Origin of the sequence: Pseudomonas sp. 2(2015) (assembly GCF_000955865.1) — a bacterium.
Classification (GTDB): Bacteria; Pseudomonadota; Gammaproteobacteria; order Pseudomonadales; family Pseudomonadaceae; genus Aquipseudomonas.
This window is the reverse complement of sequence record NZ_JYOF01000021.1, coordinates 169,927-179,300: the sequence shown is the minus strand read 5'-3', so window position 1 is coordinate 179,300 and position 9,374 is coordinate 169,927. Positions and strand designations below refer to the sequence as shown.

The following is a 9,374-nucleotide window of genomic DNA, read 5'->3' as shown; positions in this document are numbered from 1 at the left end:
CCGGTTTCATTAGACCACTACAGTTTTACCTTACCCTCTTTGATATCAGTCAAAACTAAATTTGATCCATACAATAGCTCCTCGGAGTCATTTAGGTAGCGCATATTCGTCAGCCGCATCTTATTTCCAGTGAGAATCGACTGGACCGCTGCTGCATCGGTGTAGTGATAAAGCTTCACACGAGTTCCTGCTCTTGAGTCTATGGAGCCGCCATCAAACCCCATCCCAAACCAAATTGCCACCATACCGCATCCGACCACGGAGGGCGGCGCATGCATGGAGAAAACCATGGACAAGCACACCAAGATCCTAATCGCCGAGATCCCGAGCGAATGGACAGAGCGCACCCGCTCCGGCCACACCAACATCTGGAACGGCAAGAACCACGACCGGCCGCACCGCAACGGCTTGCCGGAAGTGAAGCTTGAGCCGCCGGAATAAGGCCTGTACGCCGAGCGCCTCAACGGCGCCTGGTACTGGCTTTCGGGCTGCAACAAGTGCAACGGCACAACGGGAAAGTGGAACTACATAGCCTGCGACAAGCACAACGCCTGTCACCACTACAGACCCCATCGTTCGAAGCGCACCGAGACGCCCTGGGGACATTCCGAAGGCTTCACCTGCAGGCCTTGGCAGGATCGCATCGACGCTGCAACTAAGGCGGAGGCGCTGGCTAAGTTTGTCAACGAGCCCCATGAAAGACAGGACACCGTTCCCCCCTAAAGATAAGGGATAGGCAAACGGGTATGTTTATGACTAACAGCAACGATAAGGGGGGCGAGCTGCTCGTCCAGGAACGCTGACGCCGCTGGAGCACCGACCAGAAGCTGGCCATGGTTCGCGAGAGCCTTGAGCCCGGGCAAAGCGTGTCCGTGGTGGCCCGTCGCAACGGCATCAATGCCAACCAGCTGTTCCTGCGGCGCAAGCTTTACCAGGACGGAAGCTTGTCGGCGGTCAGTGCTGGCGAGGCCGTGGTACCGGCGTCGGAACTGAGCGATGCGCTCAAGCAGATCCGAGAGTTGCAGCGGATGCTGGGCAAGAAAACGTTGGAAGCCGAAGTCCTCAAAGAGGCGGTGGAGATCGCCCGGTCGCGAAAATGGATTGCGCACTCACCCTTGTTGCCGGGGGACGACCAGTGAAACTGGTCAGCGAATGTCTCGGTGTCTCGCGCTCGCAATTAACGGTTCGAATCAAACAATCGGTATAGCCCAAAATACGGCGACGTCGGCTCGTGAACGACACGGAACTGGTCGCTGAGATTAAGCAGCAAGTCAGCGAGTTGCCGAGTTAGGCTACCGTCGTGTTTGGGGCGTGTTGCGTCGCAAACGCGAAATCCAGTCGCTGCCACTGATCAACGTGAAACGGGTCTATCGCGTTATGCGCGATCACAACTTGCTGTTGGCGAGACGAATCAAGCAGCCCGGCGTACCGTGCAGACATGAGGGCCGAATCGCCGTCACTACCAGCGATACTCGGTGGTGTTCGGATGGATTCGAGTTCCGCTGCGACGACGGTACGAAGTTGAGTGTAACTTTTGCCTTGGACTGCTGTGACCACGAAGCTATTGGCTGGGTCGCCAGCCCGACAGGCTACAGCGGCGATGACATCCGGGACTTGATGTTGGAAAGCGTAGAGAAGCATTTTGTCGATCAACTACCAAGCACGCCGGTTCAATGGTTGAGCACAACGGTTGGGCCTACATTGCCGAGCAGACGCGTCTATTTGCCCGTCAGATAGGCTTGCAGCCGGTGACCACACCGGTGCGCAGCCCGCAAAGCAATGGCATGGCAGAGAGCTTCGTGAAGACGATCAAGCGGGACTACGTGGCGCACATGCCCAAACCGGATCGAGAAACGGCGCTGCGCAATCTGACGATTGCCTTCGAGCATTACAACGAGCAGCGTAAGCGTCCGGGCATCCCGTCTTGCGCAGCTATGCCGGTTGCCAACGATGCGGCAACAACTCCCCAATCTCATTCGCCCGCTGCGTCGGCAGGCGAGTAAGAACGTCCTTCAGATAAGCATACGCATCATGACCGTTGAGCTTGGCCGACTGGATCAAGCTCATCAACGCCGCCGCACGTTGACCACTGCGTAGGGAACCAGCGAACAGCCAATTTTTGCGCCCAAGCGCCCATGGCCTTATCTGATTTTCGATGTGATTGTTGTCTATAGGCACCGTGCCGTCGTCCAGGTAACGGCTCAACGCAGCCCAACGTTTGAGGCTGTAATCCAGCGCTTTGGTAATGCCTAAACCTTCATGCACAAGCTCACGCTGGGCCATCATCCAGGCATGAAACGCGTCCATCAGAGGCGCCGCTTTTTCCTGGCGTATTCGTCGTCGAGCGTTCGGTTCTAAATCGCGGACTTCGCGTTCAATTTCATATAAGGCCGCGATGTACCGCAACGCTTGCTCGGCCAGCACGCTTTTATTGGTGACGTGCAGGTCGTAAAACTTGCGGCGAGCGTGGGTCATGCAGCCGATTTCGGTGACGCCAAGTGCAAAACTGGCTTTGTAACCGCCGTAATCGTCGCAGACCAACTTGCCTTTCCAGTCGCCCAGGAAGTTGCGGGCATATTCGCCCGAGCGACCGGGGCTGAAGTCGTACACCACCGCGCTGATCTCAGCGAACGCCGTCGTGGCATAGCCCCAAACATAAGCACGATGGGTCTTCTTCTCGCCCGGCGCGAGCATCTGCACCGGCGTTTCATCGACATGCACTACGGTGTGCTCAAGCACGACTTCGCGCAAGGCATCCGCCAGTGGCTGCAATTGCATACCGCAAGCGCCGACCCAGCTGGCCAGTGTTGATCGAGGAACTGCGAGACCGGCTCGCCCGAAGATTTGCTCCTGGCGGTACAGCGGCAAATGATCGGCGTATTTCGCGATCATTACCTGGGCCAGCAGCCCGGCAGTCGGGATGCCTTTGTCGATCACCTGCGCTGGCACCGGTTCTTGAATCAAGGTTTCGCAGTTGTCGCAGACCCATTTGCCACGAATATGCCGTTCAACGCGAAACACGCCAGGTACGTAGTCGAGCTTCTCGCTGACGTCTTCGCCGATGCGCTTGAGGGCGCAGCCGCATTGGCACTGGGTTTTTTCAGGCTCGTGATGAATCAGTATGCGAGGAAACGCGGCCGGCAAAGCAGCACGTTTGGGTTGCTGGCGGACTGCCGGTTGCGCTGGTTTTCGCACCAGGATTTCAAGCTCAGCTTCGATGGCCGCCAGATCGGTCTCAATCAGGTCGTCGAGCAAGCTGGCTTGATCAGGACTGAACGACTCGGAACGCTTGGCGAAGCGATGACGCTTGAGCTGAGCTATCTCGTGAATGAGCTGCTGGTTTCGGGTCTTTTGGTGCCGCACTTCTTTATCAAGTACTTCGACATGCTGGAGCAACCGCGCAGCGAGGCTGCGCAGTTGTTCGGTGTCGAGCTGATCGAGAGGAGTAGTAGGAATCATGGCGATGACTCTGCCCGATCTGCTGATCGATGCATGTCATCCATGTCTCTTAATGGTTACGGATGGCTCCGTCAGACCCAAGCCGTTGCCAGGGAAGACCGACGACCAGAGCCTGTAACTGCTCGGGACTTAACTCCATTTGATCGCCATGCCGGTTACCCGGCCAGGAGAATTTCCCCTGATGCAGACGGCGTGCCGCCAACCAAACGCCCAGGCCGTCGTGCACCAACACCTTCATGCGGTTGCCTCGACGATTGGCAAAGAGATAAGCGCAGTGCGGCTGCGCCGCACCGAAGACAGACACGACCCGGGCGAGGGCTTTCTCGGTGCCGGAGCGCATATCCATCGGTTCGGTAGCTAGCCAAATTGCGTCGATGCGGATCACGAAGCAAGTCCACGGACAAATCGGGCGCATCCCTCGGGATCGGAAACTGGCCATTTCACCATGATGGTTTGCTCGCCAAATGGCAGCTCGATGATCACCGATGACTCGGCCTGCCTTTTCGGGACGACCTTTACCGGAACAAACGCTGGCAGGGTTGCGGGTGGATGATCTCGGAAAAGTGGCAGCCACTTACGGATCACGTTGGCATTGATGCCGTGACTGATGGCTACGCTGGAAATGGAGGCTCCGGGTTGCAGGCATTCCTGGACAACCTGGGCTTTGAACGACTTGGGGTAAGAGCTTCGTTGGCGCATTTAAGGGCTATCGCGTCCGCTTAAAAATAGGCGGACACCATCGCCCTTAATTTTGGAAGGTGGTAGGCGTGTTCACCGTTCGCTTACCGAGCAGCATCCGCACAGCGCGCTGAAATATCGGTCACCAAGAGAGTTCAGGCGCTTGGCAGCAGCATCAATTTAGCGGGCAGTTGGTGTCCGGTCTGGTAGAGGCAAGTCCACACTTCAAAGATTGTCGACCAGTTCCTTGCGGTAGGGGCGTCTTTGATTACGAGGTCCGTTGGGCTTGACTGAAAATAGGTTAAAAGCAAAAGCCCGATACGATGGTCGGGCTTTGCTGGGCATCCCTAAACACGCGCAGGAATGACAGGATGGGCCAAAAATGCGACATGACGACATTAAGAGTCAAGCCACTACGACAAAATGGCTCGCTCTTGCGCGTCTAGAGATCTGTACACTTCTCCGACACGCTCATTCACTTCAGTGAATAGCATCCCTGCCTCCCTCAATTTGAGCTCCGAAGTGTACTCACTCTTCGTATGGACCGCCTCCGAACAAAGAGCACATAGCTTCGTCACATCTTCCCTCAAGTCATCAGCATGAACTCTTACTCTGAAGAGATTCACCTGGCGGAACGCCGCCATTGATCTTTCGCTGATTTCATCGGACACAAGCTCTTTACCCCACACTCCAGTATTACGAAAACTCTGAACATCCTCCATATTCAAAAGAGTGGTAGAGCGCATTAGTTCAACAAGCGACTCCTGGAGCTGGGGGAGCAGCAGTCTCTGAGCCTCGATCCGTTGCATCAAAAATGTTTCCTGCCGCTTTTCCAGCCTGACACGTTTTTCTCTCGCCTCTTGTCGCTTTTCGTTGAATAGATCAAATACCGCTTTTAGGATTGCACCGGCCACAAGAGTTACAACGGGAAACCAAACATTAGGGGTAAACGATTCCATACAGTTCCTTATGCGGCACCAGCCACTTCACTCGAATACAAAACACCTTCACTCACCAGAACAGTTTCGGCTGACTGTAGCGCCTGTCCAACCATCTCCGTCAGGGTGTCGAAAATTTTCTTGCGTAACCGTTGCCTAGTCCTCTTTGTGTTCGCATTTACGTCGCAGGTGTTGGCGTCGACTAGGTAAGCGTGGTCTACGTTGTGGATGCTTCTCAGCTTGGAGCCGCTCCCACACCTCAGGGGCCGGAGTCAGGCGGATGCCGAAGTCGGACAGTTCGGACATCTCAAGCAGTGACGCTGGAGGGTAAGGCCTATCCATCGCTCCCTCCAAAAACAAGAAGCCCCGCACTTGGCGGGGCTAATTTATGCGACTGACTACTCTTCCTTTTTCAGGACCGCGACATCAAAGACTTTTTCAGCAGCCTTGTTGCCCTCGAACCAAACACATTTGGCTCCATTCTCCGGACCAATACCAAAGCCACCGGCATAGTTTCCAGTATTTTCAACAGTCATCTTCGGCCCACCACTTTTCAGTGTTACCACATCACCCTTTGCGATATCAGCCATTGCATAGCTCCTTTGCTTAATGACCCAACATAATGGTGTGAAAATGGCATCATTTCAACTAAACCTCAGTTCACCATGATCGCTGCTTCGGTCTGCGCATGGTCTTGCAACTCAGCGACGACCAGCCCCCGATACAGGCCAGCAGCCCTGGCAGCATCAATTGCCTTGGCGATGGCACCATCTAGATCGGCCAGAGCCTTGTTGATGTCCTGGCTCATCGGGGTGAGCTTGGCGCAGGCGGGTGACGTTACTCATCAGTTGAATGGATCAACAGGCTTGGCGATCGAGCGCACGAACCACATGAAGCCCTGCTGCAGGTTGGTCTTGGCCAGGGCAAGCAAGATCATGGCCGGAGAGAAGGAGAAGCAACTGAGCCAGATCTTCGATGCGCCGCAGTACGCCCAGCAGGTCATGGAGCTTGCGAGGAAGACAGGCAAGTGTCGCGATCTGCGTATCAGGGCCAAGTGCGAAATCACCGACGCCGAGGGCGAGACGGTGATCAACCAATAGACCAAGGCGCCCAAGGTGGGATGGATGGACTACACCCCTCAGGCGCCCGGCAAGGCAGCGTGAACAATGCCTATGAGTGAAGCAGATGATGCTTCTTCGCCTCATACGACGAAAGCACTGGGGACGGATCACTCTTGCTATTGATCGCGATCCATCGCCTTGTACCCTCGACATCAAGCGAAAGCTTTTGTGCAGTTATCTCAGCCAGCAGCGAGCCCGATAGTCTGTACCTTCCGCAACCGCCGCAGATCCTCTCCTGGTAGTCGCCGCCAACTGGCTCAATCGCTTTCGCATCAGCCTTGCAAACGAAACATTCCATGAAGCAGCCCTCCTTGTAGTGGCCAATTGACTTTAGTCCAATCCCGGCGAGGCATCCCCATGCCCACAGAAAACCGATCCAGCAACACCGAACAGATGGTCAGCGTGCCGCGCGATGAAGTTGAGCGACTGGTGAAGCTGCTGCAGTACCAAGCCTATCCCTACCCCTCGCCTCATGCTGAGTTCTGGAAGGTCCTGCTTGATGCGCCATCCGCCCAGCACCAGGGCGAGCCTACACCAACTTCCGACGGCTTCAGCGCCGGTGACATGGCCGACCAGGGTGGCAAGGTGTTCGTTGCGCGTGATCCAGAAGTTCAGTAGTTGTGCGCCAAGCTGGCCGAAGCTCAGGAGGTGCTGCGGGATTGCATCAAGGTCGGCGAGCTTGATGCAGAAACACAATGGAAGGCCGAGCGGGTATCGAAGGGTCGGCGACTGTACGTTAATGATCGAGCCCTGGCATCCGCGCAGAGCCGAGCGCGCCGGCTGCAATCGATGAGCTAGTGGAGCTCGAAAAATGGTAGCACTCCAAACCCCGCGCCGGGCAGAACCCTTTCGCTGCTGCCAGCAGCGCCTGGCAAGCCGCTCTAGAGCTAAACCCCCAACAAGAGCACATTTGCACTCCGCCCCGCTTGAACCCCTCTACCCTCTATTGAACAGCCGCGATATGGCGGCCAAGGAACCCGTATACCTGCAAAACAGCATCCGCTCGACGTGCAGAGCATTGGCGAAGACACCTACATCGTTATGAGCAAAGTGCATCACGATCTTGAACAGTTTTCATGGTTGCCGCTATCAAGCAGTATCCGGGCTGGGCGCTGGGAGGCCCTGTCCACGTTTGAGTGAAGCCCCCCCCTGGGCGCGGCACCTATGACCGTATGTACAACCTGGTCCCCGAGGGTGCCCGGGGATGTTGGCCAGCGACCTACTGCTACGAGTACGGCGATGGCTACAAGCGCTACAGCGGCGAGGTGCAGTCATGACCCGCCTCGCCCTCTGCCTCCTGCTGCTGGCCACCGCCGCCAGTGCAGAACAGGTAACCCCCAACGTCGAAGTCATCCACGACGACAAGCGCGCTGTCACCTGCTGGGTCTACAGCGGCCACTACTACAAGGGCGGCATCAGTTGCATCCCCGACAGTCAGCTGCAGGCCGGCAACCAGCGCCAGCTCTCCCCGCACGAACAGCGGGATAATGCCCCCCCGGCGAACACGCGAAGCAAGGTTTTCGCCTACTTCGGAATCAATCCAAGCACGGCTGACGCCACACTAGACGACGCGACGGTGCGCAAATGGAAAGGCTTCACCGCCCGCAACGGCGGGCACCGCTTTATCTTAGGGACTGTGTTCAGCTACCGGGCCACCGACGTACGCGAACTGGCCCGTGTTGACGCTCCATGGGGGCCAGAACACATGCAGTACCTGGCTGAGATTATTACTTCTGCCACGTCCTGGTTCCTTGCTGGGGCGCGTCGGGAAAGGTGCCGTCATCGTTGCACTACGTAATTAAGGACACATTGAACTTACGACTGACTAGTGGGAAGCCCGTACTGCACTTCGGCCTAACAGCCTTGGCAAGCTGATCAAGCAAATGGCTGCGCAGAACCAGGTGCACAGCTCCAGTTATTTGATTGTCAGCGAGCGGGGCAAGCGCATGTCTGCATCGATGCTGCGCAATCGCTGGGATGAAGCTCGGACCCTGGCCAGATCGACAGCCTTCCCGCATCTCGGATTACGCAGTTCCAGTTCCGCGATATCCGCCCGAAGGCAGCATCCGAAATCAAGGATATTGAGGACGCCAGCCTGCTATTGGGGCACACCAAAGGCGACATCACCGAGCGGGTTTATCGCCGGGTTGGAGCCATCGCAAAACCGTCAAAATAAGGAAAGTTTCGGAACTCATTCCGAAAAGTATCGGAACTCATAGGCATTCGCCCGAACTGAAATGGGTCTTTTCTAGACCCCAGAAACGCAAAAAGCCCTGAATAATCAGGGCTTTGAAGATGGCGGAAGCGTAGAGATTCGAACTCTAGGATAGTTGCCCATCGACGGTTTTCAAGACCGATACGAAGACTCAAGCCCGCTGCACCTTTGCCCCGGATTTCAGTTCCAAAACTTTCGCCTTACCGCCCCGGCTACAGGCCGCATTCTACCACGGTATGCGTCATCAGTTTTGGAACTGATTTTCGCCTCTCCTCCGGCGTCCTGCCGACCGAACGCAATCCCCTCTCACCTGCAGCTCGTCACCCTGAGCTGGCCAGAATTACCCCACCGCGATTTCTGTATATACAAACAGTATTGGTAGGCCGCACCGCGATCATCGAAGACGACAGCTTCGCGCTGGGCATGCCCACGCATGTTCAAATGTTGCGCCAGCATGCTCGCCTGGTCGAAGCCGAATGCGACTAACCGCGACACGAACTCGACCGGGCCCGGGAGAACATCGAGAAGCTGGTGGCGATTCACCCGGTCCAGGCAGCCGAGATCACCAAGCTGAATGCCAGGATCGAGCACATGACCTGGGAGCATTCTGACGCCATCGTGGAAAACACCCAGCTGAAGAACCGGCAGATCGTTGGTTTCCCAACCACCTACGGCTGTATGCCGCCAGCGCCAGGCGGCCGGAAGTGAAGCGAACTCAATGCAATGAGCGTGCAGGCCCGCCAAGTGATCGCAGTTGGTACTCGGTGACAGCCTGATACAGCGATTCTGCCTCCAGGCGCAGGCGTTCGACGTCCTTTTCCCGCTGACCGGCGTCCTGGGCTGCGTAGTAGCGCCGCTGGGCATCGATGGCACACCGAATCAGTGGCTCACCGGCCTCAATAACTCCCGCCAGGGTCTTCTTCAAGCTCTCCCGCTCCAGTCATTTAGTCATGGCAGTAAAGG

The 9,374-nt window shown here is 56.5% G+C and carries 12 protein-coding genes and 4 pseudogenes; 8 read left to right on the top strand and 8 right to left on the bottom strand.

Annotation, left to right across the window (positions count from 1 at the left end; all coding sequences use genetic code 11):
- Positions 1–17: 17 nt before the first annotated feature.
- A complete protein-coding gene (locus tag UB48_RS27830; RefSeq protein WP_156160244.1) occupies positions 18–290 on the bottom strand; it encodes a hypothetical protein in 273 nt (90 codons plus the stop codon).
- Here UB48_RS27830 and UB48_RS28050 point away from each other — a divergent pair.
- The gene (locus UB48_RS28050; protein WP_177329186.1) at positions 289–441 is read left to right on the top strand and encodes a hypothetical protein; all 153 of its coding nucleotides are present in this window, start codon (positions 289–291) and stop codon (positions 439–441) included. The genes UB48_RS27830 and UB48_RS28050 overlap by 2 nt on opposite strands.
- A 311-nt stretch (positions 442–752) precedes the next feature.
- Positions 753–1,901 (top strand): annotated as a pseudogene (locus tag UB48_RS28265) (IS3 family transposase); the annotation flags it as partial.
- A 31-nt stretch (positions 1,902–1,932) separates the two neighbouring features.
- On the opposite strand, the gene UB48_RS24330 reads toward UB48_RS28265, so the two are convergent.
- The 6 genes from UB48_RS24330 to UB48_RS27515 form a co-directional block, all read right to left on the bottom strand.
- Positions 1,933–3,459 (bottom strand): IS66 family transposase, encoded by a 1,527-nt coding sequence (locus UB48_RS24330; protein WP_045201486.1) that lies wholly within the window; start codon positions 3,457–3,459, stop codon positions 1,933–1,935.
- A gap of 49 nt (positions 3,460–3,508) precedes the next feature.
- Positions 3,509–3,844, bottom strand: a complete 336-nt coding sequence (gene tnpB / locus UB48_RS27525; protein ID WP_045201485.1) for an IS66 family insertion sequence element accessory protein TnpB — start codon at positions 3,842–3,844, stop codon at positions 3,509–3,511.
- The gene (locus UB48_RS27520; RefSeq protein WP_082075511.1) at positions 3,841–4,158 is read right to left on the bottom strand and encodes a transposase; all 318 of its coding nucleotides are present in this window, start codon (positions 4,156–4,158) and stop codon (positions 3,841–3,843) included. Before UB48_RS27520 ends, tnpB begins: the two co-directional genes overlap by 4 nt.
- 392 nt (positions 4,159–4,550) lie before the next feature.
- Entirely contained in the window at positions 4,551–5,096 is a 546-nt protein-coding gene (locus UB48_RS24320; protein ID WP_045201484.1) for a hypothetical protein, read from the bottom strand.
- 377 nt (positions 5,097–5,473) lie between these two features.
- The gene (locus UB48_RS24315; RefSeq protein WP_045201483.1) at positions 5,474–5,665 is read right to left on the bottom strand and encodes a YodC family protein; all 192 of its coding nucleotides are present in this window, start codon (positions 5,663–5,665) and stop codon (positions 5,474–5,476) included.
- Between the two features lie 65 nt (positions 5,666–5,730).
- Positions 5,731–5,883, bottom strand: a complete 153-nt coding sequence (locus tag UB48_RS27515; RefSeq protein WP_177329184.1) for a hypothetical protein — start codon at positions 5,881–5,883, stop codon at positions 5,731–5,733.
- Here UB48_RS27515 and UB48_RS28420 point away from each other — a divergent pair.
- The 6 genes and pseudogenes from UB48_RS28420 to UB48_RS27820 all read left to right on the top strand — a co-directional run bounded on the left by UB48_RS28420 (position 5,870) and on the right by UB48_RS27820 (position 9,119).
- Positions 5,870–6,175 carry a hypothetical protein gene (locus UB48_RS28420; RefSeq protein WP_177329183.1) on the top strand — a complete coding sequence of 102 codons (306 nt, stop codon included), beginning with the start codon at positions 5,870–5,872 and terminating at the stop codon, positions 6,173–6,175. The genes UB48_RS27515 and UB48_RS28420 overlap by 14 nt on opposite strands.
- A gap of 378 nt (positions 6,176–6,553) precedes the next feature.
- Positions 6,554–6,814 carry a hypothetical protein gene (locus UB48_RS24295; protein ID WP_045201480.1) on the top strand — a complete coding sequence of 87 codons (261 nt, stop codon included), beginning with the start codon at positions 6,554–6,556 and terminating at the stop codon, positions 6,812–6,814.
- Between the two features lie 655 nt (positions 6,815–7,469).
- Positions 7,470–7,679 (top strand): annotated as a pseudogene (locus UB48_RS28040) (hypothetical protein); the annotation flags it as partial.
- Positions 7,680–7,727: 48 nt separating this feature from the next.
- Positions 7,728–7,994 (top strand): annotated as a pseudogene (locus UB48_RS28260) (DUF1643 domain-containing protein); the annotation flags it as partial.
- A gap of 58 nt (positions 7,995–8,052) precedes the next feature.
- Positions 8,053–8,372, top strand: a pseudogene (locus tag UB48_RS28255) (integrase); the annotation flags it as partial.
- Between the two features lie 570 nt (positions 8,373–8,942).
- On the top strand, positions 8,943–9,119 hold the full coding sequence (locus tag UB48_RS27820; RefSeq protein WP_156160241.1) for a hypothetical protein: 177 nt from the start codon (positions 8,943–8,945) through the stop codon (positions 9,117–9,119).
- Between the two features lie 7 nt (positions 9,120–9,126).
- On the opposite strand, the gene UB48_RS24275 is transcribed toward UB48_RS27820, so the two are convergent.
- Positions 9,127–9,336, bottom strand: a complete 210-nt coding sequence (locus UB48_RS24275; protein ID WP_045201477.1) for a hypothetical protein — start codon at positions 9,334–9,336, stop codon at positions 9,127–9,129.
- Between the last annotated feature and the right edge of the window lie 38 nt (positions 9,337–9,374).